Source organism: Actinotalea fermentans (assembly GCF_007991475.1).
Taxonomy (GTDB): Bacteria; Actinomycetota; Actinomycetes; order Actinomycetales; family Cellulomonadaceae; genus Actinotalea; species Actinotalea fermentans.
The window spans coordinates 79038-105806 of record NZ_BJYK01000013.1 but is presented as its reverse complement, the minus strand read 5'-3'; the positions used below and the strand labels follow the sequence as shown (position 1 = coordinate 105806).

Sequence of the window (26769 nt, the reverse complement as noted above, 5' to 3'; positions counted from 1 at the left end):
CCGCGCCCACCGCGCGGACGTAGCGTCGACGGGTCCGCGACCTGACGCCCGGGAGCCCGCGATGACCCTGACCCCTTACCTCACCGTGCACGACGGCGTCGCCGCCCTCGCGTACTACGCCGCCGCCTTCGGGGCCCGCGAGGAGGGCGAGCGCTACGTCGAGGGCGACGGCCGCATCGGCCACGCCACGCTCGTGATCGGCGAGGACGTGCTCTTCGTCTCCGACGAGTTCCAGGAGTTCGGCGCGTACAGCCCCGCCACCGTGGGCCACGCCACGGGAGCGGTCGTCCTGGAGGTCGGCGACGTCGACCGCGTCTACGCCGCGGCGATCGCCGCGGGCGGGACCGCGGACCGGGAGCCCAGCGGGGAACCGGGGGCGCGCGAGGGCTGGCTCGTGGACCCCTTCGGCCACCGGTGGGCCCTGCGCCAGGCGCGGGCCTGACCGCGCCCGTGGGCTAGCCCTCGACGACGACCGTGCTGAGGATCTTGTCGGAGAACGTCTGCCGCTTCGGGTCCCACAGCGGCCACAGGTAGCCGAGGTAGAGGAACCCGTCGACGACGTGGCACAGGTCGCGGGCGAACGACATGCCCGGCCCGACGGGCGCCATCGTGCGCTCGGAGAGCAGGCGGATCCCCAGCGCGCGCTTCCCGAGCGACTGGCCGGTGCGGCCCTGACGCACCCACCGGTTCCAGACCTGGATGCCGATGGCCGTCCCGTAGCCCAGCAGGAGCGCGACGACCCCCGCCGCGGACGGCTCGCTGACGGTGCGCCCGTACATGTCGACCCCGGTCTCGCGGACGCTGACGGCCATGAGCACCGCGCCGACGATGACGAACGGCAGGATGACGAGGACGTCGACGAGCATCGCGAGGACGCGCTTGCCCCAGTGGGCCAGCGGCGGCAGCACGACCGCCGGCGCCTGGCCCCCGGCGGCGTACCCCGCGTAGGCCGCGTACGAGGGTGGCTGCTGGTACGCCGGCGCCTGCGGGACGCCCGGCTGCCCGTACCCGGGCGCCGGAGCGGGCTGCGGGTACGGCTCGTACGGCGGGTACGGCTGGCCCTGCTGGTCCTGCGGGAACCCCTGCCCCTGCTGCTGTGTCACGCTCGCTCCCTCTCCTCGGTCCGACGGCCGTCGTCCCGCTGCCGCCCGCGCGTCCTGCCCGTCGCGCGAGCGCGAGTATCGCAGGGGTGGCACGTCGCGGGGTGGCGGTCCACAGCCCCGTTCGGGTGAGCCGTCGCGGTCCGCCGCGCTGCCGCGGTCCGGTGATCAGCCCTGGGGCGAGCCGTCGTCGTCGAGCTCGACGCCGAGCAGCGTCTCGACCGCCTCCCGGTACTCCGCGGCGGTCCCGCGCCGGGCGTGCTCGCGGGCCCGGACGGCCGTCGTGTGCAGCAGCCGGCCGGCGAACCGGCGCAGGGCCCGCTCGGTCTCGGGCGAGCCCGACCGGCTCCGCCGCAGCTCGTCGTCGAGCACCTCGTGCACGTAGGTCCGCAGCGCGACGACGGCGGGCACGACGTCGCGGTCCGCGAGCGTGTCGGCGAACGTCGCGGCGTGCTCGGCGACGATCTGCCACCCGTCCGCGACCTCGGGGGCGACGAAGCCCGCGTGCTGCTGCACCGTCGCGAGGTCGACGAACGTCACGCCCGGCAGCGTGGCCACCGCGGGGTCGACGTCGTGCCGCAGCGCCAGGTCGACGATCGCGACCGGGCGCCCGTCCGGCCGGGCCGCGCGGACGTCACCCGGCCGCAGCACCGGCCCGCGCGCCCCGCTGCAGGTCACGACGACGTCGGCGGCGGCCAGCGCGGCGACCAGGCCGCCGTCGGGCACCGCCGCGAGCCCGCGGGCTGCGGCGAACTCCGCGGCCCGGCCCGAGGGGGAGTACACGGCGACGTCGCGCACGCCCCGCCGCTCCAGCGCGCCGAGCACCGCGCCGGCGTAGGTGCCGGTGCCGACGACGAGCGCGCGCCGACCCGTCAGGGCGTCCTCCCCGTGCCCGCCGAGCCCGTCCCCGGCGAGCCCGTCCCCGGCGAGGTCGAGGGCGACCGCGACCACGGACCGCCCGGACGCGCCCAGCGAGGTCGCGGCGCCGACCGCGCGCGAGGCGCGCGACGCCCACTGGAACAGCCGCTCGAGATCGGAGCTCGTGGTCCCGTCGTCGCGCGCCGAGGCCAGCGCCCGGCGGACCTGCCCGGCCACCTCCCGCTCGCCGACCACCATCGAGTCCAGACCGGAGGCCACCCCGAACAGGTGCTGCGCGACGGCGGACATGCCCGTGCGCGGGCGCAGCGCGTGCGCGACGTCGTCGGCGGGCAGGCCCGTGGCCTGCGCGACGGCCTCTACCGCCGTCTTCGTGGCGATGTCCTCGCGGCCGTCGACCGCGTCCAGGTAGAGCTCGAACCGGTTGCAGGTGGCCAGCACCACGCACCCGTCGAGGCACGACTCAGCGACGGCCGTCGGCCCGACGGAGTTCGCGCCCGAGCTCAGCTGCTCCAGAACGTCGAGGTCGAGGTCGTGGTGGCTCGCGGAGAGTGCCAGGAGGACCACAAGGCCTCCGATTCAACCAAACCAGAACAGCACCGGCACAATCGATCCGTGCCCCTCGCCTCCACGCACCCCCTCGCGGCCGGCCGGACCGCGGACGCCCCACTGGTCCGCGCGCTGCGCGGCGAGCGGGCCCCGAGCGGCGCCGTCCCCGTGTGGTTCATGCGGCAGGCGGGGCGCTCGCTGCCCGAGTACCGCGCCACGCGCGCGGGCGTGCGGATGCTCGACGCGTGCCTCGACCCGGCCCTGGCCTCGGAGATCACGCTCCAGCCGGTGCGCCGGCACGGCGTGGACGCGGCGATCTTCTTCTCCGACATCGTGGTGCCGCTCGCGCTGGCGGGCGTGGACGTGGACATCGTCCCGGGCACCGGTCCGGTCTTCGCGCACCCGGTCCGCACGGCCGACGACGTCGCCCGCCTCCCCCGGCTCGCCCCGGAGGCGCTCGCACCGGTCGCCGAGGGCGTCGCGCGGACGGTGGCCGCGCTGGCGGAGCTGGGCCGCGGCGACACCCCGCTCATCGGGTTCGCGGGCGCGCCCTTCACGCTCGCGGCCTACCTCGTCCAGGGCGGGCCCTCGAAGGACCAGCTCGCGGCCCGCACGCTCATGCACGCCGACCCCGCCGCGTGGGACGCCCTCCTGGCGTGGGCCGCGGACGTCACGGGCGCCTTCCTGCGCGCGCAGGTCGAGGCCGGAGCGAGCGCGGCGCAGCTCTTCGACTCCTGGGCGGGCGCCCTCTCCCTCGCCGACTACACCGCGCGCGTCGCCCCCGCCTCCGCCCGGGCGCTCGCCCCGATCCGGGACCTGGAGGTCCCGGTGATCCACTTCGGCACGGGCACCGGCGAGCTCCTCGCCGCGATGCGCGACGTCGGCGCGGACGCCGTCGGCGTGGACCACCGGCTGCCGCTCGACGAGGCCGACCGCCGGCTGGGCGGCCGCGCCGTCCTGCAGGGCAACGTCGACCCCGCGCTCCTCTTCGCGCCGTGGCCGGTGCTCGAGGCGCACGTCCGCGACGTCCTCGCGCGCGGCCGCACCGCCCCCGCGCACGTGCTCAACCTGGGCCACGGCGTGCCACCCGAGACCGACCCCGACGTCCTGACCCGCATCGTCGCGCTCGCGCACGAGGGCGCCTGAGATGACGGTCGCGGTCGTCGGCGGGGGCGTGGCGGGCCTGGTGGTCGCCCGGGACCTCGCGGCGGCCGGTCGCGACGTCGTGCTGCTCGAGGGCGGCGAGCGCCTCGGCGGGTCGGTCGCCTCGCACGAGGTCGCGGGCCTGGTCCTGGACTCCGGCGCCGAGTCCTTCGCGACGCGCACGACGGCCGTCGCCGACCTCCTCGCCGACCTCGGCCTCGCCGACGACATCGTCACCCCGAGCCCGGCCGGCGCGTGGTTGCAGCTCCCCGACCGCGCCGTCCGCCTGCCCGCCACCGGGGTGCTCGGCATCCCGGGCCGCGCGTGGGCGCCCGACGTGCGCGACGTCGTCGGGCCGCTCGGCGCGGCGCGCGCGGCCCTCGACCGGCTGCTGCCCGGCGCGTGGGGCACGACGCCGGGCGCCAGCCTCGGCGCGCTGGTCCGCACGCGCATGGGCCGCCGGGTGCACGACCGGCTCGTCGCGCCCGTGGTGCGCGGCGTGCACTCGGCCGACCCGGACGACCTCGACGCCGACCTCGCCGGCCTGCGCGTCGACACCCGCCGCCGGGGCTCGCTCGCCGCGGCGGCCGCGGCGGCGCGCGCCGCCGCACCCGCGGGCTCGGCGGTCGCCGGCATCCGCGGCGGCATGCACCGGATGGTCTCCGCCCTCGTCGACGACGCGGTGCTGCACGGCGCCGACCTCCGCACGGGCACGCCCGTGCACGGGCTGGCCCGCGACGCGGACGGGTGGCTGCTCGGCGTCGGCGCCCTGGGCTCCCCCCCGGAGGCTCCGCGGACGGCGGTGCGGGCGGACGCCGTCGTGCTCGCGGTCCCCGGCACCGTGCTGGGGCGGCTGCTCGTCGACGCGCTGCCCGAGGCGCTGCCCGGGCCGGCGCCGCGCCCGCGCCCGCGGGTGGTGCTCGCGACGCTCGTGGTGGACGCGCCGGCGCTCGACGCGGCGCCCCGCGGTACGGGCGTGCTCGTGGCCGACGGCGCCCCCGCGGCCGGGCCGGTCTCCGCGCGCGCACTGACCCACGGGACGGCGAAGTGGGCGTGGCTCGCCGAGGCGGCCGGGCCCGGCCGGCACGTGGTGCGGCTGTCCTACGGCCCGGCGGCCGCCATCGGTGGCCTGCCCATGAGCGCCGTCCCGATGGCGCAGCTCACCGAGCGGGCCCGGGAGGACGCCGCGAAGCTGCTGAGGGTGCCCCTGCCGCGGGACGCCGTCCTCGGCTCGGCCCGCACCGTCTGGCCCGGCGGCATGCCGCCCGCGGGTGCCGTGCAGCGCCAGTGGCAGGCGCTCGTCGCGGAGGCCCTGGCCGCCGTCGGGGGGCTGCGCGTGGCGGGTGCGTGGACGGCGGGTACCGGGCTCGCGTCCGTCGTCGCGCACGCGCGCGGCGTCGCGGCGGAGCTCGCGTCGCCCTCCGCGTGAGTCGCGTCACACCTCGCGCACGGGCCGTACCGGTTTTGTCGCGATGATCATCTATCTGACGGACACTCGTCTCATGTCATCTCCCGACGCCACGCCCGTCGAGCCGGGCGCCTGGACCCTGTGGACGGTGCTGCGCCGCACCCACCACACCCCGCCGCTCGAGCCCACCCTGCCGGTGCTGAGCGAGGCGCTGGACGACGTGCCCGACGGCGTCGTCGTCCGGGGCCTGTACGACGTCTCCGGGATGCGGGCGGGCGCCGACCTCATGGTCTGGCTGCACGGTGACCGGCCGGAGGACCTGCAGGCCGAGATCCGCCGCCTGCGCCGCACCACCGAGCTCGCGCCGCTCGGCACCGCCTGGTCGGCGATGGGCGTGCACCGGCCCGCGGAGTTCAGCGCGTCGCACGCGCCCGCGTACATGCGTGACACCGAGCCGCTCGCGTGGCTGACCGTGTACCCGTTCGTGCGCTCCTACGACTGGTACCTGCTCCCCCCGGAGGACCGCGGCGCGATGCTGCGCGAGCACGGCCTCGCCGGACGCGAGTTCCCGCAGGTGCTGTCGAACACGGTCGCCGCCTTCGCGCTGGGCGACTACGAGTGGCTGCTCGGCCTGGAGGCGGACGACCCGACCTCGCTCGTGGACCTCATGCGGCACCTGCGCGCCACGGGGGCGCGCCGCCACGTGCGCGAGGAGATCCCGTTCTTCACCGGCCGCCGCATCCAGGCCGACGAGGTCGCGGAGGTGCTGCTGTGAGCGCCGGGTACGACGCGCTGCTCCTCGTCTCGTTCGGCGGGCCGGAGGGCCAGGACGACGTCCTGCCGTTCCTGCGCAACGTCACCGCGGGGCGCGGCATCCCCGACGAGCGCCTGGAGGAGGTCGCGCACCACTACCGCCACTTCGGCGGGGTGAGCCCGATCAACGACCAGAACCGCGCGCTCAAGGCCGCGCTCGAGGCCGAGCTGGCGGCCCGCGGCATCGACCTGCCGCTGTACTGGGGCAACCGGAACTGGTCGCCCTACCTGGCCGAGGCGGTCCAGCAGGCGTACGACGACGGCCACCGCCGCCTCCTCGCCATCGTCACCTCCGCGTACTCCTCCTACTCCTCGTGCCGCCAGTACCGCGAGGACCTCGCCGCGGCCCTGGAGACGACGGGGCTGGCCGGCGAGGTCTCGATCGACAAGGTGCGCCAGTACTTCGACCACCCGGGGTTCGTGACGCCGTTCGTCGAGGGTGTGCGCGCGGCGCTGGGCCGGGCGCGGGCCGCCCTCGGGAACGGCGACGTCGCGCGCGACGCGCACGTCCTGTTCGTGACGCACTCCATCCCGACCTCCACCGCGGTCACGTCCGGCCCGCCTGGTGCGGGGCTCGCCGACGACGGCGCCTACGGTGCCCAGCACCGCGCCGTCGCCGAGGTGGTCATGGCGGCCGTGGAGTCGGGCGCCGACGTGGCCGGCGACACGGGCGGGGCGCCCTGGTCGCTCGTCTTCCAGTCGCGCTCGGGCGCACCGACGACGCCGTGGCTCGAGCCCGACATCAACGACGAGATCCGCCGGCTCGCCGCGGCCGGGACGCGCGCGGTGGTGATCGTGCCGCTCGGGTTCGTGTCCGACCACATGGAGGTCCTGTGGGACCTCGACGAGGAGGCCATGGAGACGGCCCGCGAGGCCGGCGTCTGGGCCGAGCGGACGCCCACGCCGGGCGTCGACCCCGCGTTCGTCGCGGGCCTCGTGGACCTGGTGACCGAGCGCACCGCCGGGGCGCCGCGGCCCGCCCTCACCGCGCTCGGCCCGTGGCACGACGTCTGCCCGGCCGGCTGCTGCGCGAACCCGCGCGGGGTGCGCGCCACCGTGGCCGGTGCGGACGAGCCTGCACCGGTCGCTGGCGGATGATGGCCCGGTGACCGGCACCCCGCCCCTGCGCCTCGGGACGCGCGGCAGCGCGCTGGCCCTCGCCCAGTCACAGATGGTGGCCGACGCCGTCGAGCGCGCGCTGGGGCGGCCCGTGGAGCTGGTGCGCGTGCGCACGGAGGGCGACCGGCTGACCGGCTCGCTCGCCACGCTCGGTGGCACGGGTGTGTTCGTCGCCGCCCTGCGGGAGGCCCTCGCCGACGGCCGCTGCGACCTGGCCGTGCACTCGCTCAAGGACCTGCCCACCGCTGACGCGCCCGGCCTGCTCGTGGCGGCGATCCCCGAGCGGGCCGACCCCCGCGACGCCCTGTGCGCGCGCGACGGCCGCACGCTCGGCGGTCTGCCCGACGGCGCCCGCGTGGGCACCGGCTCGCCGCGGCGGGCCGCGCAGCTGCGCGCCCTGCGGCCCGACCTCGACGTGGTCGACATCCGCGGGAACGTCGACACGCGCCTCGCTCGGGTCCCGGGGCTGGGCTCGCCCGGCGGCCAGGCCGCGCCGGAACGTCACGCCCCGCCGCGGGGCGACCTCGACGCCGTCGTGCTGGCGGCGGCGGGGCTCGCCCGCCTGGGCCGCTCGGGCGTGGCCAGCGAGCTGCTCGACCCCACCGCCGTGATGCCCGCACCCGGCCAGGGTGCGCTCGCGGTGGAGTGCCGCGCCGCGGACACCGCGCTGGTCGCGGGCCTGGCCGCGCTCGACCACCTGCCGAGCCGCCTCGCCGTGACCGCCGAGCGCGCCCTGCTGGCTGCGCTCGAGGCCGGCTGCGCGGCGCCCGTCGGCGCGCTGGGCACGCTCCGCCCGGACGGCGTCCTCGTGCTCGACGCCGTCGTCTGCCGCCCCGACGGTGGCGCCCGGCTCGCGCGCACGGCCGCCCTGCCGGTCGCGGGCCTGGGGCACGACGCCGTCGCGGCCGCCGCCGCCCTCGGCACCCGCCTGGCCGCCGACCTCCTCGCCGCGGGTGCAGCGGACCTCGCCCCGCTCGGCCCCGCGCCCACCCCCGCCGACGGGACGCCCGCATGAGCGGCACTCGCGAGGGCGATGGCGAGGGCGCGACGCCGGCCGCGACGGGCCCTACCCCACCCACCCCCGGCGCCCTCGCGGGCTGGCGCGTCCTCGTGCCCCGCAGCGGCGAGTGGGGCGAGCGGGTGCGGGCCCGACTCGCGACGCACGGGGCGACAGCCGCCGTCGTGCCGGTGATCGAGTTCGCGCCGCCGGCTGACCTGCCCGCCGTCGATGCCGCCGTCGGCCGCCTGGCCCGCGGCGAGTACGACTGGCTGACCGTGACCAGCGCGACGACCGTGCTCGCCCTCGCCGGGCGCGCCGCCGCGGTGGTCGGGGGACCGGCGTCGGAGGCGCTGTCCGCTGTGGTCGGCCGCACTGCGGTCGCGGCGGTCGGGCCGGGGACCGCCCGCACGCTCGAGCGCCACGGCGTGGTGCCGACCCTGGTGCCCGAGGAGCACTCGGCGCGCGGGTTGCTCGCCCGGCTCGTCGAGCAGGCGCCCGCGGGCGCGCGCGTGCTCGTGCCGCAGTCCGACCTCGCCGAGCTGACCCTGGCCGACGGGCTGACGGCGGCCGGCTGGTCGGTCGACGTCGTGCTCGCCTATCGCACCGTGGCTGCGGAGCGACCGCCCGCCGCGGTGGCCGACGACCTGCGCGCCGGGCGGTTCGACGCCGTCCTGCTGAGCTCGACGAGCACGCTCGCGGGTCTCCTCGAGCTGGTCGGGACCCCGCCGCCGTCGACGGTCGTCGCATGCATCGGCCCGCTCACGGCGGCGGCCGCGACGGCTGCCGGACTGACGGTGAGCGTCGTGCCGGAGGTCGCCTCCGGCGAGGCCCTCGTCGACGCCCTCGCCGCGCACGCCGCCCCTGCCGCGCACGACGCCCCTGCCGCGCACGCCGCCCCCGCCCTGGGCGCCAGGGTCACTGATCCCCCTGAGCCGCCCGATCCCACCGGTCTCACCGACGCCACCGATCCCGCCGACCCCACCGGTCCCACCGACCTCACTCGTCACCGTCCCGGCACGCCCGACGCCGCCGGGTCGGAGGAGGGCACGCCATGACCCACCCGTACCTCCGTCCACGCCGTCTGCGCGCCACGCCGGCGCTGCGGCGGCTGGTCGCCGAGACCCGCGTCTCGCCCGCCGAGCTGGTGCTCCCGATGTTCGTCCGTGAGGGCGCCGCCGGCCCGGTGCCCATCGCATCCATGCCCGGGGTCGTGCAGCACTCGCGCGACTCGCTGCGACGCGCGGTGGCGGAGGCCGCCGAGGCCGGTGTGGGCGGCGTGATGCTCTTCGGCGTCCCGGAGCGGCGCGACGCCGAGGGCACCGCCGCGTGCGACCCGGGCGGCGTGCTGAACGTGGCGATCGCCGACGCCGTCGCGGAGGCCGGCGACGCGCTCGTCGTCATGGCGGACCTGTGCCTCGACGAGTTCACGGACCACGGACACTGCGGCGTCCTCGCGGCGGACGGCACCGTCGACAACGACGCGACGCTCGAGGTCTACGCGCGGATGGCTCTCGCCCAGGCGGAGGCCGGCGCTCACCTGCTGGGACTCTCGGGGATGATGGACGGCCAGGTCGCCGCCGTGCGCGCCGCTCTCGACGAGGAGGGCCGCACCGACGTCGTGCTCCTCGCGTACGCGGCGAAGTACGCGAGCGCGTTCTACGGCCCGTTCCGCGACGCCGTCGAGTCGACCCTCACGGGCGACCGGCGGACGTACCAGCTCTCCCCGTCCAACGGCCGCGAGGGCGTGCGCGAGGCGATGCTCGACGTCGCCGAGGGCGCCGACATCGTCATGGTGAAGCCTGCGGCGTCCTACCTGGACGTGCTCGCCGACGTCGCCGCCGTGAGCGAGGTGCCCGTGTGGGCCTACCAGGTCTCCGGCGAGTACGCGATGGTCGAGGCGGCCGCGGCGAACGGCTGGATCGACCGCGATCGCGCGATCGAGGAGTCGGTCCTCGCCATCCGCCGTGCCGGCGCCGAGGCCGTGCTCACCTACTGGGCCGTCGAGCTCGCCGAGCGCCTGCGCAGGGACGCCCGATGACGCCGCCCACCCCGCTCAGCCCCGCCACACCCACCCCGCCCACCCCGCTCAGCCCCGCCACACCCACCCCGCCCAGCCCGCCCGCCCCGCCCACCCCGGCCTCCACCACCAACGCCGCGGCTTTCGACCGCGCGCGGGCGGTGCTTCCTGGCGGCGTGAGCTCCCCGGTGCGGGCGTACGGCTCGGTCGGCGGGGTCCCGCGGTTCCTCGCGAGCGCGCGCGGGGCGTACGTGACCGATGTCGAGGGCCGGCAGTACGTGGACCTCGTGGGCTCGTGGGGGCCCGCGGTCCTCGGCCACGCACACCCGGAGGTGGTCGCTGCCGTCCAGGCGGCGGCCGCGCGCGGCCTGTCGTTCGGGGCACCGACCGTCGCGGAGGCCGAGCTCGCGGAGGAGGTCGCCCGGCGCGTGCCGTTCGTGGAGCGCCTCCGCCTGGTCTCGACGGGCACCGAGGCGACGATGACCGCCGTGCGGCTGGCGCGGGGAGTGACCGGCCGCCCGCTCGTCGTGAAGTTCGCCGGCTGCTACCACGGGCACGCGGACGGGCTGCTCGCGGCGGCCGGCTCGGGCGTCGCGACGCTGGGTCTGCCCGGCTCCGCCGGCGTGACGGAGGCGACGGCCGCCGAGACGATCGTGCTGCCGTACAACGACCTCGCCGCTGTCGAGGCGGCCTTCGACGCACACGTCGGCCGGATCGCCGCCGTGATCACCGAGGCGGTGCCGTGCAACATGGGCGTCGTCCCGCCGGCCGAGGGCTTCAACCGCGGCCTGCGCGAGATCACGGCCCGGCACGGCGCGCTGCTCGTCCTCGACGAGGTGCTGACGGGCTTCCGCTTGAGCGCCGGCGGTTGGTGGACCTTCGCGGCCGAGGGCTGGGCACCGGACCTCGTCACCTTCGGCAAGGTGCTCGGCGGCGGGCTGCCCGTGGCGGCGCTCGGCGGTCCGGCGTCGGTCATGGATGCGCTCGCTCCTCTCGGTCCGGTGTATCAGGCAGGCACCTTGTCCGGTAACCCCGTTGCCGTCGCGGCGGGCCTCGCCACGCTTCGTCTCGCCGACGGCGCCGTCTACGCCCGCCTCGACGAGGTGGCCGACGCCCTGCGCAGGGCCGTCCGTGATGCCCTCGACGCCGTCGGGCAGCCGCACCACGTCGGCGCCGTCGGGAACCTCTTCTCGGTCTTCCTCGGTGAGGCGCCCGCCGCAGCCGGTGTCGCCACCTACGCCGATGCCCAAGCGCAGGATGCGTTCCGCTACCGCGCGTTCTTCCACGCGATGGCCGACGCCGGCATCCTGCTCCCGCCGTCTGCGTTCGAGGCCTGGTTCGTCTCCGCCGCCCACGACGACACCGCCCTCTCTCGCATCCTCGATGCCCTCCCCGCAGCGGCCGACGCAGCGGTCCGGGCAGCGCCCCCTGCATCAGCTCGCTGATCAGGTCAGCCGGAAGCCGCCGCCGCAAGCCGCCCTCGACCCGCTGGACCTTCGCCGCCGGCGTCCCGGCGAATCGCTAGCCCGCGCGCGCCAGCGCATCCAGCGGCCGCTCGTCCGGCCCTGACTGTGTGCTCGCCGCACCCGAGTGCACGGCTGCCGCACCCGGCGGCCGTCGCTCGTCCTGCGTGGGCGCGACTCTCACCGCCCCGGGCGGCGCGTTGACCTCGTGTCCGTCGCGCCGACGGAAGAGGTACCTGCACGGCTCACCGAGCACCGGCCCGCGGGTCGGTGGTCGTCCCAGCCGAACGATCCGCAGGTCGTGCTGGTGCACCACGTGGTGGTGGTGACTGCACAGCAGGACACCGTTCTCCACGGACGTCGGGCCGAGATCGCGGTCCCACCACCGGATGTGGTGCACCTCGCAGTACGCGGCGGGCACATCGCACCCGTTCCAGGCGCAGGACCGGTCGCGCACGATCACCGCCCGGCGCTGTTGCCCGGTGTACAGGCGCTGCGTCTGGCCGAGGTCCATCGGCACGCCGTCGGCGGACATCACGATCCGGCCGACCTCGCTGTCGCAGAGCACGCGGGCCAGCTCGGACATCGCCACGGGCGTGCCGTCCTCGAGCAGCGCGGGCTCGACGGCCCGCCAGTCGTCCATGTCGTCCGAGTCCGCACGGCGGTCGGCGCGCCGACGCTGCACGCGCTGGAGCTCGGCGAAGGTCTCGGCCGGGACGAGGACGGACACGGCGGGCCGGCTCGCCACGCCGGACACCCGCGCATCGGCGGCGTCCTGCTCGGCGTCCGGCAGCAGCGTGCCCGACGGCGTGGTGCGTCGGGCACGCACACCCGCCATCCCGGAGACCGCCCGCTCGGCGAGCGCCACCAGGGCGTCGGCGTCGGCCTGCGGCTTGGTGCGCCCGTCGTCGGGCGCCATGCCCACCGCTGCGATGGCGGTGCGCACAACCTCGGCGGACACGTGGTCCAGCCGCCCGCGCAGGAACGTGCCCTCGGGCTGACGGGACATCACGAAGAACCGCTCCCGGCGCTGTGTGGCCGACGCCTCCTCGAGACCAGCCGGGTCGAAGGAAGCCACCAGCCGTGCCGCCGCGGCGGCGAACTCCCGCAGCGAGCTGCGCTCGGCCATGCGCACCAGCCGCTCCTGCGTCTCGGGCCGAGCCAAGGCCACCGTGGCGCGCTCGCCTGCGCTCTCAGCAACCCGACCGAGCACGTCGAGGTGCGGCAGGGGCACACGCCCGGCGCCCACCGCCTCGGCGACCGACGGCATCGCCGTGAGCGTCTCCGCCTGGCGGACCTCGCGGCGCGCCTCGCCGAGGCCGGTCCGACTGGCACGTGCGCGCGCCGCGAGGAAGTCGCGGTCACCGATCCCGACCGCCGTCTGCGCCCGCTGCTCCGCCGTCACGAGCGCCGCCCGGACCCTGGCCAGCGCGCCCGCCACCTGGTCCAGCCGCGCCAGCGCCCGACGCCGGTCGCCGCCACCCCAAGTGCCGCACCCCGCGACACCGGACGTGAGCTCCGCGGTGGACGCGACGACGAGGTCGAGGCGCGCGAGAACCTCGTACGCCTCGGGCGCAGCAGGCTCGACGGGCCCGAAGGACCCGCCGTCGACCGGACCGCGCGCTTGAAACATGTGTTCGACATTATCGCGTCGTGGCGACTCGATCAAGCCTCTGACCTGCGGAAATGTTTCCACAAGGCCCTGCCCGTCGGGCTCGTCCACAGGCTCGGCGGGCCCATCACGCAGGGCTGATCGATCCGCTCACACCATGGCCGCGTGCGTCCCCGATCCCATCCGCGATGTCATCGAGTCGCGCGCCGGCCGTCCGCACACGCCACGCACATCCGCGCCGTCGGCCGTGCCACCAGTCGTTCGTCCCCGATGGACCCACCACAGACCTCGCACAGGCCGAAGGTGCCCGCTGCCACCCGCGCCCGCGCAGCGGCCAGCTCGACGGCCTCGTCCTCCGCCTGCCGCAGGAGCGCCGCCACCTGCTGCCTCTCGAAGGCCAGCGTTGCGCCCTCGGGGTCGTGCTCGTCGTCCGCGTTCGACCCCGCGGCCGCCTCGACGGCGCCGCGCAGCTGGTCCGCCAACCCGCCGGCACGCTCGCGGGTCTCCGCCTCTCGGGCAGCGAGCGCGGCGAGCACCTCCGGCGAGACCGTCGCCGCACTCGCCGCACTCGCCGCACTCGCCGCACCGTCCGACGTCGTCACTCGCTGCGCCTCCTCGCGTCGTCCCGATCCGATCACAGCACCCGGGCACGCCCGACGCCTCCCCACCGCCCCCACCCCGGAAACCCCACGTCGCCCGCCCATCGCCCGCTACCGTGCGGGCCGTGGGCCGCGCGGGCATCAGACGCAGGACCGACCGCCGGCGCGACGAATCGGTGGACGGCCAGCGGCGCAGCCCTGCGCAGAGGTGGCTGACCGAACCACGCCCCGAGACGCCGCGGCAGCGCGAGCGTCGTCTGAGCCGCCGCACGTGGCGCTGGGTCTGGCTCTGGCCGCTGCCCGCGACGGCCGTCCTCCTCGCCGGCGGCATGGCCACCGAGCCCTACCCGGCCGGCACCACGAAGGAGTACGTGCTGATCAGCGCGCTCGTCGTGCTCGCGGTGCCCGGGGCGGTGATGCGGTTGCGCGAGGCGGTGCGCCGCGCCCGTCGGCCCGTCGAGGAGCGCCTCGCGGAGCAGCGGGAGGCGGACCGCTCCCGGGGCCGCACGCCGCACCCGCTCGCGGACGAGGCGATCGACCCACCGCCCGGCCTGCTCGACGAGCTCGGCGCATGGGCACTGGGCTGGGGGTTCGCCCAGGCCCTTCTGGCGATCGGCCTCGGCGCGCTCCTCACGGCACTGCCCGTCGCCGAGGACTGGAACACCGCACCGCTGGTCGTCGCGGTCCTCGGACTGCTCCCGCCGATCGCACTCCTCCTCGGCTGGCTCGCGGTCGCGGGCGTGTCCGTGCTGCGGGCCGGCATCTCCCGCGCCGACGTCGACGGCGTTCCGGGCCGAGGCGGAGCCGAGCCGCTCCTGCGCGCGCTGGTCCTCTCGCTCGGCGCGTGCCTGCTCGGCCTCGCGACGTTCGGGATCCCGTACGCCGTGGTCTCCGCTGGCGACGCCGACCTCCCGCGAGGCTCGCTCCTCGCCCTCGCCCGGTACGCGGCGAGCGACCTCGACGCCGCACCCGGCTGGGTTCTGGCCCTGCGCGTGACCTGCGTCCTGATCTACGGCGGGCTCGCCGGCGTCGCCGTCGCCTCCCCCCTTCTCCTCCTCCGCGCCCTCCGGGATCGCCCCGTGCCCGACGCGCTGCCCGACGCCGCCACCGAGGCGGGCGTCGCCGAGGCGCCCGTCGCACCATCGCCGGCTCGGCCCCCCAAGCCCGTTCGCGCCTTCCGGCCGATCAGCCCCGCGAGCCTGCGCCGGCTCCGTCGACACGAGCGGAGGCAGACCGCCGTCACCGCCGAGGAACGGGCCGTCGCCCTGTTGCGCGCCCGTCAGGTCGTGGCGATCACGACGGCGGGCGCCGCTCTCGCCGTCGGCGTGGCACTGTGGCTCGCCTGCGTGACCGAGCGCGAGTACGTGCTCTGGACACTGGTGACCGCCGGGCGTTTCAGCGGTCGCGTCGAGACCGTCACCGTTGCCCGTGACGACCTCGTGGTGTTCGCACTGGGGCTGTCCGGCCCTCCGGTGCTGCTCGCCGTGACCGGCTGGTTCCTCACGCGACGCACGACGTCCCACGTCACCGGCTGGTCGGGCCCCCGCGCGTCGGAGCTCTCCGTCCTCGCGGTCATGCTCACGGTGACCCTCGTCCCGGGCCTCGTGGGCTGCTACCTGGTCTCCCACTGGCTGGGACCCACCAGCGACCTCGTCCTGCTGCCGGGCGCCTGGGCACAGCTCGGCTTCTTCGGCTCGATGTTCGGTGCGGGCGTCTGGTTCACCCGACGGCGGGCCCGAGGCCGCGGATGAGGACCTCGACATCCTGGTGGACGGTCTTCCGGCACTGAGCCCCCCGGTCCGGCCCCCGTCCCGCCGCAACCACATATCCACGGGGACCGCACCACCGCGCGTCGGGCAAAGAGGGACTTCCGTCCCTTGCCGGAATACCCTACGGGGGTATGGTGTTCTTCCTGGCACGCGGCGACGGGAGGCACCATGCACGGCTACACGGGCAGCAAGGACGACTACCTCAAGCGCCTGCGGCGCATCGAGGGCCAGGTCCGCGGCATCGCGCGCATGGTCGACGAGGACGAGTACTGCATCGACATCCTCACCCAGGTCTCGGCCGTCACGAAGGCCCTGCAGGCCGTGAGCCTCGGACTCATGGAGGACCACCTGGGCCACTGCGTCGTGCACGCGGCCCGCGAGTCCGACGACGCCGGCCAGGCCAAGGTCCGCGAGGCCGCCGACGCCATCGCGCGCCTGGTCCGCAGCTAGCCCGACGCCGCAGGGCGCACCCACGACCCCACTCCCCACCCAGCACCACCAGGCCCCGACCGGGCACCGAACGAAGGAGCACCCATGAGCACCCAGACCGTCTCCGTGCAGGGCATGACCTGCGGCCACTGCGTGAAGTCCGTGACCGAGGAGGTCTCGGCGATCCCCGGCGTCACCGACGTCGCCGTCGAGCTCGTCAACGGCGGCACCTCGACCGTCACCATCACCGCCGCCGAGCCCGTCTCCGACGAGGCCATCGCCGCGGCGATCGACGAGGCGGGCTACACGATCGCCCCGCCCCGCTCCCTCATCTGACCCACCCCGTCCCGCCTCAACCGGTGCACCACGGCGGCCGTTCCGCTCACGTGGAGCGATCCGGCGCCCTCGTGCTCCAGTTGAGGGGGACAGACCCGACCAGCGCACCCGACAGCGCATTGGACGTGACGTCATGACCGACCAGACCACCCGCACCACCGGCACGACCGCCGCCGCCGGCACCGCCACCGGCGTGCCCGACGCGACGGCCGTCGTCGGCACCCTCGACCTCGCCGTGAGCGGCATGACGTGCGCGTCGTGCGTCGCCCGCGTCGAGAAGAAGATCAACAAGGTGCCGGGCGCGTCCGCGCTGGTGAACCTCGCCACCGAGACCGCGCGCGTGGAGCTGACCGGCGACGTCGACGCCGCCGACGTCGTCAAGGCCGTCGAGGCCGCCGGCTACGGCGCCACGGTCATGCGCGACTCGCGGGCGACCAAGCACGCGGGGCACGGGGAGGGGCACGGCGAGCACGACGACGCCGAGCACGCGCTCTCGGGCCACACCATGGCCCCCGGGCACGACATGGTCGAGGGCGAGGACACGTCCGCGCCCGTCCCCGACCGAGGCGCCGACCTGCGCCGTCGCCTCATCGGCGCGGCCATCCTCACCGTCCCGGTCGTGCTGCTCTCGATGATCCCGGCGCTGCAGTTCGACGCGTGGCAGTGGGTGGTCGTCGCGCTGGCGCTGCCGGTCGTGACGTGGGGGGCCTGGCCGTTCCACCGGGCGGCGGCGCGCGCGGCCCGGCACGGTTCGTCGACCATGGACACGCTCGTCTCGCTCGGCGTGATCGCCGCGAGCGCGTGGTCCCTGTGGGCGGTGCTGCTGGGCGGAGCCGGCGAGATCGGCATGCGGATGGAGCCGACGCTCATCCCGCGCGCCGCGATGGCCGGCATGGAGACCCCGGAGCTGTACTTCGAGGTCGCGGCCGTCGTCACGACCTTCCTGCTGGCCGGCCGCTACGCCGAGCACCGTTCCCGCCGACGCGCGGGCGACGCCCTGCGGAGCCTGCTCGCCCTGGGCGCGACCGACGTCGCGCTCCTGACCACCGACGACGCCGGTCGCCGCACCGAGCGCCGCGTCCCGGTGGCGTCGCTGCAGGTGGGCGACGTGTTCGCCGTCCGGCCGGGGGAGAAGGTGGCCACCGACGGCGTCGTGCTCGAGGGCACGTCCGCGCTGGACACCTCGCTCCTGACGGGCGAGCCGGTGCCGGTCGACGTCGGGCCGGGGTCGCAGGTCACGGGCGCGACCGTGAACACGTCCGGTTACCTCGTGGTCCGCGCGGAGCGGGTCGGCGAGGAGACGATGCTCGCCCAGATCGGGCGGCTCGTGACGCAGGCGCAGACCGGCAAGGCCCCGGTGCAGCGGCTCGCGGACCGGATCTCGGCGGTGTTCGTGCCCGTCGTCATCCTCATCGCGCTCGGCACGTTCGGCGTCTGGGTCGCCACGGGTGGCGGGCTGCAGGCGGCGTTCACCGCTGGCGTCGCGGTGCTCATCATCGCCTGCCCGTGCGCGCTCGGCCTGGCCACCCCGACGGCGCTGCTCGTCGGCACCGGCCGCGGCGCCCAGCTCGGCATCCTCATCAAGGGCCCGGAGATCCTCGAGTCCACCCGCCGCGTCGACACCGTGGTGCTCGACAAGACCGGCACGGTCACCGAGGGCCGCATGCGCGTGGTCGAGGTCATCGTCGGCGAGGGCGCACCCGCCGACGACGTGCTCCGGTACGCGGGCGCGGTCGAGGCCCGCTCCGAGCACCCCATCGCCCAGGCCATCGCGACGGCCGCCACCACCCCCCTCCCCGCTCAGGTGGAGCACGGTGGCGGCGGATCGGCTCAACCGGTGCACGATGGCGCCACCGCGCTCCAGTTGACGGAGGGTGAGCGGACCGGTGACGTCGAGCTCGACGTCACCGAGTTCGAGAACGTGCCCGGGCGCGGCGTCGTCGCGCTGGTCCGGCCCGCGCACGTGGGCGTCGAGCTGGCGCGGCGCGTGCTCGTCGGGCGGCCGACCTGGCTGCGGGAGCAGGGCGTCGTCACGGACGTGCTCGACGCGGCGTTCGACGCCGCCGAGGGCGCCGGGGCGACCGCCGTCATGGTGGCGTGGGCCGGGCGGGCTCGCGGCGTCGTCGTGCTCCGCGACCCGCTCAAGGCGACCTCCCGCGTGGCGGTCGACGAGCTCCGGGCCCTCGGCCTGCGGCCCGTCCTCCTGACCGGCGACAACGCGGGTGCGGCGCGCGTCGCGGCCGGCGAGGTCGGCATCGAGGAGGTCGTCGCGGAGGTCCTGCCGGCCGACAAGGTCGACGCCGTCCGGGCGCTCCAGGCGCAGGGCCGGGTCGTCGCGATGGTCGGGGACGGCGTGAACGACGCCGCCGCGCTCGCCCAGGCCGACCTCGGCCTGGCCATGGGCACGGGCACCGACGTCGCCATCGAGGCCGCCGACATCACCCTGGTGCGCGGCGACCTGCGGGCCGCCGGGCAGGCGATCCGGCTGTCGCGGCGCACCCTGCGGATCATCAAGCAGAACCTGTTCTGGGCGTTCGCCTACAACGTCGCGGCGATCCCGCTCGCGGCGCTCGGCCTGCTCAACCCGATGATCGCGGGCGCCGCCATGGCGTTCAGCTCGGTCCTGGTGGTGACGAACTCGCTCCGCCTCCGCCGCGCCGCCTGACCCCGGGGGCTCAGGTGGCGCACAGCCGGCTCACGTAGGTTGGGCCCGTGCACGACGCCGTCCCCCCCGCCGCGCAGGTCGACGCGCCGTCCGCTGCCCCGCCCGACCAGCGCCGCGCCCGGCTGCGGGCCGAGGTGTGGATCGTCCTGGGCCTCTCCGTCGGGCAGTCCGCGGTGTACGCGCTGGTCCGCCTGCTCGACCGGCTGACGCGCGACGTCCCGATCGGCCAGCAGGTCACCACCCTCAACCCGTCCCAGAACGAGCGCCCCTGGCTGGACCTCATCTACCAGCTGCTCGACGTCGTGTTCACGCTCGTCCCGGTGGCCCTGGCGCTCTACCTGCTGTCCACGCCTGGCCGGGCGGTGCTCCGCCGCATCGGCCTGGACCTCGCCCGCCCGTGGCGCGACCTGGGCACGGGCGCCGCCCTGGCCGCCGTCGTCGGGATCCCGGGGCTGGGCCTGTACGTCGTGGCGCGGGCCCTCGGATGGAGCGTCGCGATCCAGACGTCGGGCCTCGACCCGCACTGGTGGGCCGTGCCCGTCCTCATCCTGGCGGCGCTCAAGAACGCCCTGCTGGAGGAGGTCGTCGCGGTCGGCTACCTGGTCGAACGCCTCGGGGAGCTCCGCTGGGGCGTGCCGGCGATCATCACGGCGAGCGCGCTCCTGCGCGGCACCTACCACCTCTACCAGGGGCCGGGGATGGCGGCCGGGAACGTCGTCATGGGCGTGCTCTACGCCTGGTACTACGTGCGCACCCGCCGGGTCGCACCGCTGGTCGTCGCGCACACGACACTGGACGTGGTGGCGTTCCTGGGATACACCCTGCTACCAGGGCCGGTGCTCGAGGCGCTCGGGATCACCTGATCGAGCACGTCGGCGCCCGGGCGTCGACGCTCATGTCCAGGCCTCGACGCGCCGATCACATCATGGGCGGGCAGGCTGGGGCTGCCCCCGACGACGGAGCGTGGACGTGCCGAGAGCAGGGAACCTGCGCACGAGCGTGGCGGCCATCGCCGCCCTCGTCGTCGCGCTGCCCGTGCTCATGTGGCTCGAGCACCTGGACCTCGTGCTCGGCGACCCGGTGGTCGTGGCGCTGCTGCTGCCCCTGACCATCCTCGTCGCGAACGACAGCGCCCAGCCGTCGCTCGGGTCCGGCCGGCTCGAGGAGCGGCACACGCTGCGCCTGCTCCTGTCGGCCGCGCTGGTCACGGCCCTGTGCTGGAACGCGGGCTGGACGCTGCTCGTCCCGGCGGGCGTCATCACGACGGCCGTCCCCCTGCTGCAGCGCGCGAGCGCCCGCCTCGCGCTCGTCGCCGGCATCGCCGCGACCGTCCTCACCGCGGCCGGCGAGACCGCCGTCCAGCTCGACCTCCTGCCCTCGGTCATCGGCACCGGCCCGAGCCACGTCGCGGCGGCCGCGCTCCTCGCCGGCGCGTGGGCGGCGGGGTACGCCGTCGCGCGGGGCGCGAAGAGCCAGCGCGGCTACGCGCACGCCCTCGCGCGCGCGGAGGCGCGCCTGCGGGCCCTGATGGAGAGCTCGACCGACGTGCTCACCGTCAGCAACGGCGGCGGCATCCTCACCTACGTCAGCCCGGCCGCCGAGCGCGCCATGGGCTATCGGCCCGCGGAGCTCCTGGGCCGGCCGCTCCTGGACATCGTCGACGCCGAGCACCGGCCCGCCGTGGCGGCTCGCCTCTCCGAGCTGATGCAGCGCGGCGAGGACGCCCGCTCGAGCATGGACGTGCTGGTGGTGCACGCGAGCCTCGAGCACCGCTGGTACGAGTGGACGTTCCACAACCTCCTCGCCGACCGGCTGGTCGAGGGCATGGTGGTCCAGCAGCGGGACGTCAGCGAGCGCCTCGGCGCGCAGCGCGCCCTCGCGCACGCCGCGTCCCACGACGACCTCACGAGCCTGCCCAACCGCGGCGAGCTGCTCCGCCGGATGACCGCGTCGCTGCCGCAGGCCGGCCCTGGGGCGGCGGTCGCCGTGCTCTTCGTGGACCTCGACCTCTTCAAGGACGTCAACGACAACCTCGGGCACCAGGCCGGCGACGACGTCCTCGTCGTCGTCGCGAAGCGCCTCACCGCCGCGCTGCGCGCGCACGACCACCTCGGCCGCCTCGGCGGCGACGAGTTCGGCGTGCTCCTCACCGAGGTGCGCGACGAGCAGGAGGTGCGCACCGTCGTCGGGCGCCTGGTCAGCGCGATCGAGCAGCCGATCACCCTGTCCAGCGGCACGGTCGCGATCGGCGCCAGCGTCGGCTACGCCATCTCCGCCGACCCGCGGATGCCGCTCGACCGCCTCCTCGCCGCCGCCGACCAGCGCATGTACCAGGTGAAGAACCGCCGCCACCGCGAGAGCGGCGTCGTGCCCCACGGCGCGGCGCACGCGCCCGGGACGCACGCGGCCGCGCCGGCCCCCGACCACGCGCCCGCACCCGCACCCGCCAGCCCGCCCGCCCAGGCCACCCCGCCCGCCCCGTCCCCGCGGACGACGCCGGCCCACGCCGCCCGCTCGGCCCCCGCCCCCGCGCCCGAGGCAGCCCCCGCGCCCGTCGACGCAGCGCCCGTCCCCGACGCCGCCCCCGCGCCCGTCGACGCGGTGTCCGTCCCCGACGCAGCGCCCGTCCCCGACGCCGTACCCGTCCCCGACGCCGTACCCGTCCCCGACGTGGTGCCGGACGACGTCCCCACCCCGGACGCCATCCCCGCGCCGCTCGACGCCTCCGCGCCCGCCCCCGCGCCCGACGACGTCGACCACGTCCGCACCCGCCTCCCCCTGCCCGACACCGCACCCCCGGACGGGCCGCCCGCCGTCCTGCCCGCCGTGCGCGACGCCGAGGCGCCGCCGCCCGACTCCGTGCCGGGCCTCGCCCCTGACGAACGCACCCCCTGACGAACGCGCCCCCTGACGAACCGCGCGCGGCAGCCGCCATGGCTCGGGTGCCTGCGCGCCTAGACTCGCCAGCATGTCCAGCCCGCCTACGGAGCGCGTCGCCAGCGCACGTAGCCGCGTCGGCTCGGACCACGGGGTGCGGATCATCGACACGCCCGCCGTCCGGGTGCACCACCCCGCCGACCTCATGGGGTCGGTGCTCTCGCTCGTCGGCATCGCCGTCGTCGTCGTGCTCTCCGCCTACGCCCACGGCACGACGCGCGGCATCGCGGAGGACGTGCGCGGGGTCGCGGACATCGTCCGCAACCTCGTCATCTTCCCCATCGCGGTGCTCGAGTGGATCGTCACCGTGGCCGCCCCGATCGCGGTGCTCGCGGAGCTGTTCTGGCGGCGGCTGATCCGCCAGGCCGCCGAGGCGGTCCTCGGCGCCATCGTCGCGCTGCTCTCGGCTCGCCTGGCCATCTGGCTCATCGAGACCTGGGCGATCACGGCGCTGCAGAACGAGTTCTCCGTCTGGGCGAACGGCAGCTGGGCGGTCACCATCCCGCCGCTGCTGGCGGCGGTCGCGGGGATGCTGACGGCGTCGGGCACGCGCAGCCGACGGCGGTCCGCGGGCTGGTCCTGGAACTTCCTGTGGATCGTCCTGGGCGTCGCGATGATCACCGGGCTCATCACGCTCCCGGGCGCGCTGCTCACCGTCCTCATCGGGCGCGCGAGCGGCCTCGCGCTGCGCTACGCGTTCGGCGTGCAGAGCGAGCGCGCCTACGGCCGCGCCCTGGTCGAGGGCATCCGCCGCGCGGGCTTCGCGCCGACGCGCCTCATCCGCGTGCGCGACGTCGGCGCCGACGGCAACGACACCGGCGAGCTCGTCACCGACCTCGCCGCGATCGCCATCACCCGCGCCGGCGACAACCGCGTCTACGCGATGACGACGGCGGACGGCGAGCGCCTCGACGTCGTCGCGCTCGACGGCGACCGGCAGGTGGTCGGCTTCCTCACCCGGCTGTGGCGCTCCATGCGCCTGCGCGGCATCGAGGGCCGCGCCGTCGTCTCCCTGCGCCAGGCGGCCGAGCGCGCGGCGCTCCTGTCGTACGCGGCGTGGTCGGCCGGCGTGTGCACCCCGCGGCTGCTCGGCATGGCCGAGGCCGAGGACTCGATGCTGCTCATCCAGCAGCACGCGCGCGGCGCCGTCCCCGTCCGCGACCTGCCGCCCGAGGCGCTGTCCGACGACGTGCTCGACGCCGTGTGGGAGCAGCTCGCGATCGCCCACTCCGCCGGGCTCACGCACCGCGCGATCACCTCCGACGTCGTCCTCGTCAACATGCGTCCGAACGCCTGCCCGCCGGACGCGCCCGCGCGCACCCACCACGAGCCCGGCGCGCCGGTCGTGCTGCTCACCGGGTGGGAGAACGGCGACGTCGCGTCGTCGGAGCTGGCGCGGCGGATCGACGTCGCGACGCTCCTGACCGTGCTGGCGCTCAAGGTGGGGCCGGAGCGGGCGGTCGCCTCCGCGGTGCGCACCATCCCGGACGACCTCGCGACGATCGGGCCGCTGCTCCAGCCGATCGCGTTCCCCCGCGCCACGCGGGACGAGGCGCGCGAGAACCGGCACATGATGGGCGAGCTCCGCGAGGCGCTGCTCGCGCGGCTGCCGAAGGCGGTCGTGGAGCCGGAGCGGATCGTGCGCTTCGGTGCCCGGACCATCCTCATGATCGTGCTCGGCATCGCCGCCGCGTTCGCCGTCATCACGTCGCTGAACCTCGAGCAGGTGCTGGACGCCGTCCGGCAGGCCTCGCCGGTGTGGGCGCTCGTGGCGTTCGTCCTGGGTCTGGTGACGTTCGTCGGGTCGGCGCTGGCCATGGTGGCCTTCGCGCCCATCAAGCTCTCGGTCTGGCGCACCACGCTCGTCCAGGCGGCCGCGGCCTACCTGTCGCTCGCGGCGCCCGCCGCCGTCGGGCCCGCCGCGCTGAACATGCGGATGCTCACGCGCAGGGGCGTCTCGAACGCCCTCTCCGTGGCGTCCGTCGGCCTGGTGCAGCTGGCGCAGTTCGTCACGACGATGCTGATGCTGGTCGGGCTGTCGATCGCGACCGGCACGGACCAGCTCGGCAAGTCGCTGCCGCCGCGGACGATCCTGCTGGCCATCGCCGTGATCGCGGTCGCCGCGGCGGCCCTCATGCTGGTGCCCAGCGCCCGTCACTGGGCGAGCGAGCGCGTCGTCCCCATCTGGCAGACGACGTGGCCGCGGCTCGTCCAGCTGATCGGCCAGCCGCGCCGGTTCGTCGTCGCCATCGGCGGCAGCCTGCTCATGTCGCTCGGCTACGTGGGGGCGTTCTGGGCGAGCCTCGCGGCGTTCGGTCAGGCGGACCGTCTCTCGCTCGTCGACATCGCGATCGTGTACCTGCTGGGCAACGCCGTCGGGGCGATGGTGCCGGTGCCCGGCGGCCTCGGCACGGTCGAGACGGCCCTGAGCCTCGCGCTCGCCGGCGCCGGGATCCCGATCGCCATCGCGACCCCGACGGTCCTGGTCTTCCGCGCCGTCACGTTCTGGGCGCGCATCCCGATCGGCTGGGTCGCGATGCGACGGCTGCAGAGGACCGGAGAGCTCTGAGAGCTCTGACCCACGGCTGCGGCCGGGTTTTCACCCTGTTCCCCAGGCGTGACCATGAAGGGCCCGTGCGAGCCTGGCCGGGATGATCCTCTTCTTCGGCACCCGGCTCCGCCGGCGCGTCCTCGGCGTCGGCACGTTCGACTGCCCCCACTGCGCGGTGGTGCGCGCCGTCGAGCGGGTCGCCTCGCGCGTCTGGGCACACCTGTTCTGGATCCCCCTGTTCCCCCTCGGCACACCGCGCGTGTCGCTGCAGTGCACCGCCTGCCACGGCGAGTGGCCCCTGTCGCCCGGCGGCGGTGCCGGCGCCGTCGGCGGCCTGTCGATGCCGCAGGCCTGACGCGCGGCCGTCGCCCAGCGTCCGGTGCGCCGATCGCCTCGGGCAGGCGTCAGGCGAGGATGCGCCCGCCGACGTAACGCAGCTCGTACAGCAGCCGACCCGCGCGCTCGATGCGCTCCCAGCCCGTGAAGCGGCCGACGTCGCCGGCCGTGACGTCCACGTAGTCGTAGCCGAGGGCCTCGTACCGCCAGCCGCCGAGGAAGCGCCCCTGGGCGTACAGCGCCCCGAGCGCCCGCTTGATCACCTGCCCCGCCGTCGCGGCGTCGAGCGCGTCGGGGTCGACGAGGTAGCCGTAGTAGGTCATCGCCCACACGGGGTCGCCGTCCCGGTAGACGACCTCCTGGCCCTGGAAGTCGGTGCCGCCCACGTAGCTGTCGTGGTACGCCCACCGGCCCTGCACGTACTGGAGGTCGTGGCTGCCGAGCCGGTAGGGCAGGAGCGTCGCGCCGTCCCCCGCGTAGGTCGCGGCCTTCGCCGCGACGACGAACGCCGTGAGCCCGTCGACGTCGGGCACCGCCGGCGGGGCGGGCACGGCAGGGAGCGGCGGCTGCAGGGCGTCGATCATGGCCGCCATCCTGGCGGCCACCACCGACACGTCTTCGCCGAGGGCAGAACGTCGTTCCAGCCGGGATGTCGGGATGCGCTGTTAGCGTCCTGAAGGTGACCCCAGCTCCCGCAGGCGGCCTCCGGGCCCCCGCCGTCGCCCGACGCGCGGCGACGCCCGCCCGCGGCCCGGCGCGCCCGACGGCGGCCCAGCGGCCGACGGCGGCGCAGCGGCCTGGGAACCCAGTCGCGCCCGAGCGGAGCGAACCCCTGCTGCGCCTGCTCGTCGGCTCGGCGTTCCGCCGCCGGCGGGAGGAGCAGGGCCGCACGCTCGCCGCCGTGGCCTCCGAGGCGCGGGTCTCGATCGCCTACCTCTCCGAGATCGAGCGCGGCCGCAAGGAGCCGTCCTCCGAGGTCCTGCTCGCGGTGTGCCACGCCCTGGGGATGCGGCTCGCCGACCTGCTCCTCGACGCGGCCCGCGAGCTGCGGGCCACCGAGCTGCACGCCACGGACCTGCGCGCCACCGAGCGTCGCACCGCCGACCTGCGTACCGCCGAGCGTCGCGCGAGCCGCTCGGTGCCGGCCGGTGCACGTGACCGGAGTGCGACCGCGGTGGCACCGGTCCTCGTGGACGTCCGCTCGGTCACGGAGCGGGCATCGGACGACTCGGACGACGGCGACGGCACGCCCCGCGCGCTGCTCTCCGTCGCCTGAGCCGCCGCCCGCCCCCGCAGCCGGCCCGTCACGGCTCACCCCGTCACAACGCTGCCCGTCACAACCCGGCGGGGCGTACGGCGTCGGGCCGGACGTCGTCGAGGTGCTCGACCACGCGGTCGACGAGCCCGTACTCGCGCGCCTCCTCGGCACTGAACCAGCGGTCGCGGTCGGAGTCCTTCTCGATCCGCTCGACCGTCTGGCCGGTGTGCTCGGCGGTGAGCGCCTGCATCGTGCGCTTGGTGTAGCGCAGGTTCTCCGCCTGGATGGCGACGTCGATCGCCGTCCCGCCGATGCCGCCCAACGGCTGGTGCATGAGGATCCGCGCGTGCCGCAGCGCGAACCGCTTGCCCGGCGTCCCGGCCGACAGCAGGAACTGGCCCGCGCTCGCGGCCAGGCCCATCGCGAGCGTCGAGACGTCGTTCGGGACGAGTCGCATCGTGTCGTAGATCGCGAGCGCGGCCGAGATCGAGCCGCCCGGGGAGTTCACGTAGAGCGCGATGTCCCGGCGCGGGTCCTCGGCGGACAGCAGCAGCAGCTCGGCGCAGATCCGGTTGGCGATCGCGTCGTCGACCTCCTGACCCAGCACGATGATCCGCTGGTGCAGCAGGCGGCTGGCCAGGTGGTCGTCGAACGGCGCGAGCCCGGGCGCCTCGGCGCGCAGCGCGGGCGCGGCGGCGCGCAGCGCGGGTGCGGACGCCGTCGTCGGGCGGGGTAGGGGCAGCATGGTGACCTCCTCGGGTGCGGACGCCTCCACGGTGGCACCGCGCG

The 26769-nt window shown here is 76.0% G+C and carries 24 protein-coding genes; 18 read left to right on the top strand and 6 right to left on the bottom strand.

Annotated elements, in window-relative coordinates:
• The first annotated feature begins 61 nt into the window (after positions 1-61).
• Entirely contained in the window at positions 62-442 is a 381-nt protein-coding gene (locus tag AFE02nite_RS16650) for a VOC family protein (protein ID WP_034248630.1), read from the top strand.
• A gap of 13 nt (positions 443-455) precedes the next feature.
• On the opposite strand, the gene AFE02nite_RS16645 is transcribed toward AFE02nite_RS16650, so the two are convergent.
• The gene (locus AFE02nite_RS16645) at positions 456-1103 is read right to left on the bottom strand and encodes an RDD family protein (RefSeq protein ID WP_052114011.1); all 648 of its coding nucleotides are present in this window, start codon (positions 1101-1103) and stop codon (positions 456-458) included.
• 165 nt (positions 1104-1268) lie between these two features.
• A complete protein-coding gene (locus AFE02nite_RS16640; protein WP_146820067.1) occupies positions 1269-2543 on the bottom strand; it encodes a glutamyl-tRNA reductase in 1275 nt (424 codons plus the stop codon).
• A 48-nt stretch (positions 2544-2591) separates the two neighbouring features.
• Here AFE02nite_RS16640 and hemE point away from each other — a divergent pair, with 48 nt between their 5' ends.
• The 8 genes from hemE to hemL all read left to right on the top strand — a co-directional run bounded on the left by hemE (position 2592) and on the right by hemL (position 11470).
• Complete coding sequence (gene hemE, locus AFE02nite_RS16635; protein WP_034249746.1) at positions 2592-3671, top strand: uroporphyrinogen decarboxylase; 1080 nt, start codon at positions 2592-2594, stop codon at positions 3669-3671.
• 1 nt (position 3672) lies between these two features.
• Positions 3673-5097 carry a protoporphyrinogen/coproporphyrinogen oxidase gene (locus AFE02nite_RS16630; protein ID WP_146820066.1) on the top strand — a complete coding sequence of 475 codons (1425 nt, stop codon included), beginning with the start codon at positions 3673-3675 and terminating at the stop codon, positions 5095-5097.
• 73 nt (positions 5098-5170) lie between these two features.
• Complete coding sequence (gene hemQ, locus AFE02nite_RS16625) at positions 5171-5851, top strand: hydrogen peroxide-dependent heme synthase (protein ID WP_034249498.1); 681 nt, start codon at positions 5171-5173, stop codon at positions 5849-5851.
• Positions 5848-6987 carry a ferrochelatase gene (locus tag AFE02nite_RS16620; RefSeq protein WP_034249499.1) on the top strand — a complete coding sequence of 380 codons (1140 nt, stop codon included), beginning with the start codon at positions 5848-5850 and terminating at the stop codon, positions 6985-6987. Before hemQ ends, AFE02nite_RS16620 begins: the two co-directional genes overlap by 4 nt.
• 7 nt (positions 6988-6994) lie before the next feature.
• Positions 6995-8023, top strand: coding sequence for a hydroxymethylbilane synthase (hemC, locus tag AFE02nite_RS16615; RefSeq protein ID WP_146820065.1), 1029 nt, complete (start codon positions 6995-6997; stop codon positions 8021-8023).
• On the top strand, positions 8020-9063 hold the full coding sequence (locus tag AFE02nite_RS16610; protein ID WP_146820064.1) for a uroporphyrinogen-III synthase: 1044 nt from the start codon (positions 8020-8022) through the stop codon (positions 9061-9063). The genes hemC and AFE02nite_RS16610 overlap by 4 nt, the downstream gene beginning before the upstream one ends.
• Positions 9060-10046 carry a porphobilinogen synthase gene (gene hemB / locus AFE02nite_RS16605; RefSeq protein WP_034249888.1) on the top strand — a complete coding sequence of 329 codons (987 nt, stop codon included), beginning with the start codon at positions 9060-9062 and terminating at the stop codon, positions 10044-10046. Before AFE02nite_RS16610 ends, hemB begins: the two co-directional genes overlap by 4 nt.
• Complete coding sequence (hemL, locus tag AFE02nite_RS16600) at positions 10043-11470, top strand: glutamate-1-semialdehyde 2,1-aminomutase (RefSeq protein ID WP_146820063.1); 1428 nt, start codon at positions 10043-10045, stop codon at positions 11468-11470. The genes hemB and hemL overlap by 4 nt, the downstream gene beginning before the upstream one ends.
• 76 nt (positions 11471-11546) lie before the next feature.
• Here the strand turns inward: hemL and AFE02nite_RS16595 are convergent, their stop codons facing one another.
• The gene (locus tag AFE02nite_RS16595) at positions 11547-13121 is read right to left on the bottom strand and encodes an HNH endonuclease signature motif containing protein (RefSeq protein ID WP_052113766.1); all 1575 of its coding nucleotides are present in this window, start codon (positions 13119-13121) and stop codon (positions 11547-11549) included.
• Between the two features lie 170 nt (positions 13122-13291).
• Entirely contained in the window at positions 13292-13702 is a 411-nt protein-coding gene (locus AFE02nite_RS16590; protein ID WP_261765683.1) for a TraR/DksA family transcriptional regulator, read from the bottom strand.
• Positions 13703-13875: 173 nt separating this feature from the next.
• On the opposite strand from AFE02nite_RS16590, the gene AFE02nite_RS16585 reads away from it, so the two are divergent.
• The 8 genes from AFE02nite_RS16585 to AFE02nite_RS16550 all read left to right on the top strand — a co-directional run bounded on the left by AFE02nite_RS16585 (position 13876) and on the right by AFE02nite_RS16550 (position 24741).
• Positions 13876-15450, top strand: coding sequence for a hypothetical protein (locus AFE02nite_RS16585; RefSeq protein ID WP_034247037.1), 1575 nt, complete (start codon positions 13876-13878; stop codon positions 15448-15450).
• A gap of 186 nt (positions 15451-15636) precedes the next feature.
• The gene (locus AFE02nite_RS16580) at positions 15637-15918 is read left to right on the top strand and encodes a metal-sensitive transcriptional regulator (protein WP_034247035.1); all 282 of its coding nucleotides are present in this window, start codon (positions 15637-15639) and stop codon (positions 15916-15918) included.
• An 84-nt stretch (positions 15919-16002) separates the two neighbouring features.
• Positions 16003-16233: a heavy-metal-associated domain-containing protein gene (locus AFE02nite_RS16575; protein WP_034247032.1), complete on the top strand. Its 231-nt coding sequence runs from the start codon at positions 16003-16005 to the stop codon at positions 16231-16233.
• A 133-nt stretch (positions 16234-16366) separates the two neighbouring features.
• Positions 16367-18898, top strand: coding sequence for a heavy metal translocating P-type ATPase (locus AFE02nite_RS16570; protein WP_146820061.1), 2532 nt, complete (start codon positions 16367-16369; stop codon positions 18896-18898).
• Between the two features lie 47 nt (positions 18899-18945).
• Positions 18946-19761 (top strand): CPBP family intramembrane glutamic endopeptidase, encoded by an 816-nt coding sequence (locus AFE02nite_RS16565; RefSeq protein WP_034247030.1) that lies wholly within the window; start codon positions 18946-18948, stop codon positions 19759-19761.
• 106 nt (positions 19762-19867) lie between these two features.
• The gene (locus tag AFE02nite_RS16560) at positions 19868-21793 is read left to right on the top strand and encodes a sensor domain-containing diguanylate cyclase (protein WP_146820060.1); all 1926 of its coding nucleotides are present in this window, start codon (positions 19868-19870) and stop codon (positions 21791-21793) included.
• A gap of 73 nt (positions 21794-21866) precedes the next feature.
• Positions 21867-24404 (top strand): lysylphosphatidylglycerol synthase transmembrane domain-containing protein, encoded by a 2538-nt coding sequence (locus AFE02nite_RS16555; RefSeq protein WP_146820059.1) that lies wholly within the window; start codon positions 21867-21869, stop codon positions 24402-24404.
• Positions 24405-24486: 82 nt separating this feature from the next.
• Positions 24487-24741, top strand: a complete 255-nt coding sequence (locus tag AFE02nite_RS16550) for a hypothetical protein (protein ID WP_034248974.1) — start codon at positions 24487-24489, stop codon at positions 24739-24741.
• Between the two features lie 49 nt (positions 24742-24790).
• On the opposite strand, the gene AFE02nite_RS16545 is transcribed toward AFE02nite_RS16550, so the two are convergent.
• Positions 24791-25306: a DUF5680 domain-containing protein gene (locus tag AFE02nite_RS16545; protein WP_222594429.1), complete on the bottom strand. Its 516-nt coding sequence runs from the start codon at positions 25304-25306 to the stop codon at positions 24791-24793.
• A gap of 95 nt (positions 25307-25401) precedes the next feature.
• On the opposite strand from AFE02nite_RS16545, the gene AFE02nite_RS16540 reads away from it, so the two are divergent.
• Positions 25402-25998, top strand: coding sequence for a helix-turn-helix domain-containing protein (locus tag AFE02nite_RS16540; RefSeq protein WP_261765682.1), 597 nt, complete (start codon positions 25402-25404; stop codon positions 25996-25998).
• Between the two features lie 58 nt (positions 25999-26056).
• Here AFE02nite_RS16540 and AFE02nite_RS16535 read toward each other — a convergent pair whose 3' ends face one another.
• Complete coding sequence (locus tag AFE02nite_RS16535) at positions 26057-26725, bottom strand: ClpP family protease (RefSeq protein WP_052113930.1); 669 nt, start codon at positions 26723-26725, stop codon at positions 26057-26059.
• Positions 26726-26769: the final 44 nt, after the last annotated feature.

Excerpts from the sequence above, each read along its gene's own strand:
- hemB (WP_034249888.1), top strand. The coding sequence starts at position 9,060 with ATGACCCACCCGTACCTCCGTCCACGCCGTCTGCGCGCCACGCCGGCG.
- AFE02nite_RS16575 (WP_034247032.1), top strand. The coding sequence starts at position 16,003 with ATGAGCACCCAGACCGTCTCCGTGCAGGGCATGACCTGCGGCCACTGC.
- AFE02nite_RS16555 (WP_146820059.1), top strand. The coding sequence starts at position 21,867 with ATGTCCAGCCCGCCTACGGAGCGCGTCGCCAGCGCACGTAGCCGCGTC.
- AFE02nite_RS16650 (WP_034248630.1), top strand. The coding sequence starts at position 62 with ATGACCCTGACCCCTTACCTCACCGTGCACGACGGCGTCGCCGCCCTC.
- hemQ (WP_034249498.1), top strand. The coding sequence starts at position 5,171 with ATGTCATCTCCCGACGCCACGCCCGTCGAGCCGGGCGCCTGGACCCTG.
- AFE02nite_RS16535 (WP_052113930.1), bottom strand. The coding sequence starts at position 26,725 with ATGCTGCCCCTACCCCGCCCGACGACGGCGTCCGCACCCGCGCTGCGC.
- AFE02nite_RS16545 (WP_222594429.1), bottom strand. The coding sequence starts at position 25,306 with ATGATCGACGCCCTGCAGCCGCCGCTCCCTGCCGTGCCCGCCCCGCCG.
- AFE02nite_RS16580 (WP_034247035.1), top strand. The coding sequence starts at position 15,637 with ATGCACGGCTACACGGGCAGCAAGGACGACTACCTCAAGCGCCTGCGG.
- AFE02nite_RS16550 (WP_034248974.1), top strand. The coding sequence starts at position 24,487 with ATGATCCTCTTCTTCGGCACCCGGCTCCGCCGGCGCGTCCTCGGCGTC.
- AFE02nite_RS16630 (WP_146820066.1), top strand. The coding sequence starts at position 3,673 with ATGACGGTCGCGGTCGTCGGCGGGGGCGTGGCGGGCCTGGTGGTCGCC.
- AFE02nite_RS16610 (WP_146820064.1), top strand. The coding sequence starts at position 8,020 with ATGAGCGGCACTCGCGAGGGCGATGGCGAGGGCGCGACGCCGGCCGCG.
- hemL (WP_146820063.1), top strand. The coding sequence starts at position 10,043 with ATGACGCCGCCCACCCCGCTCAGCCCCGCCACACCCACCCCGCCCACC.
- AFE02nite_RS16595 (WP_052113766.1), bottom strand. The coding sequence starts at position 13,121 with ATGTTTCAAGCGCGCGGTCCGGTCGACGGCGGGTCCTTCGGGCCCGTC.
- AFE02nite_RS16570 (WP_146820061.1), top strand. The coding sequence starts at position 16,367 with ATGACCGACCAGACCACCCGCACCACCGGCACGACCGCCGCCGCCGGC.